Source organism: Pseudomonas weihenstephanensis (assembly GCF_001043055.1).
Classification (GTDB): Bacteria; Pseudomonadota; Gammaproteobacteria; order Pseudomonadales; family Pseudomonadaceae; genus Aquipseudomonas; species Aquipseudomonas weihenstephanensis.
This window is the reverse complement of the sequence record NZ_JYLF01000031.1, coordinates 1-634: the sequence shown is the minus strand read 5'-3', so window position 1 is coordinate 634 and position 634 is coordinate 1. Positions and strand designations below refer to the sequence as shown.

1 protein-coding gene is annotated in these 634 nt (G+C 59.8%); it reads left to right on the top strand.

Features of this window, described 5'->3' with window-relative positions; all coding sequences use genetic code 11:
- Positions 1–634: phage portal protein (locus TU86_RS22075; RefSeq protein WP_048366452.1), on the top strand; the 634-nt coding region annotated here is incomplete at both ends.

Below are 634 nucleotides of genomic sequence, written 5' to 3'. Positions count from 1 at the left end.
CGGGACTTCGCGCTGTACGACGTAATTCATAACAGCCCCAATGAAGACATGACGGCGTTCCAGTTCTGGCAGGCGGTCGTGGCCTCAATGCTGTTGCAGGGCAATGCCTACTGCGAGATTCACCGGGTGCGCGGGCGGGTGATCGCTCTGGACTTTCTGCTGCCCAGTCGGGTCAAGCTGGAACTCGACGACGATGGCCGCCTGCAATACTGGTACACCCCGCGCAAAGGGCCACGGCGAGAGATTGCACGTCAGGACATGCTGCATATTCCGGCCTTTTCCCTCGATGGACGGGTCGGCATGTCGGCCATTCGCTACGGTGCCAATGTATTCGGCTCCGCGATGTCGGCCGATGATGCCGCGAACAGCACATTCAAAAACGGTCTGCTGCCTTCGGTTGCTTTCAAGGTCGACCGGATACTGCGCCCTGACCAACGAGCCGAATTTCGCGAATACATCAAAGAGGTGGCAGGCGCGCTGAATGCGGGTAAGTCGCCGGTGCTGGAGCAGGGCATTACCCCTGAGTCCATCGGCATCGACCCCGTGGATGCGCAACTGCTGGAATCACGCACCTTCAGCATCGAAGAGATTTGCCGCTGGTTTGGCGTGCCGCCGTGGATGGTGGGCAAAACCG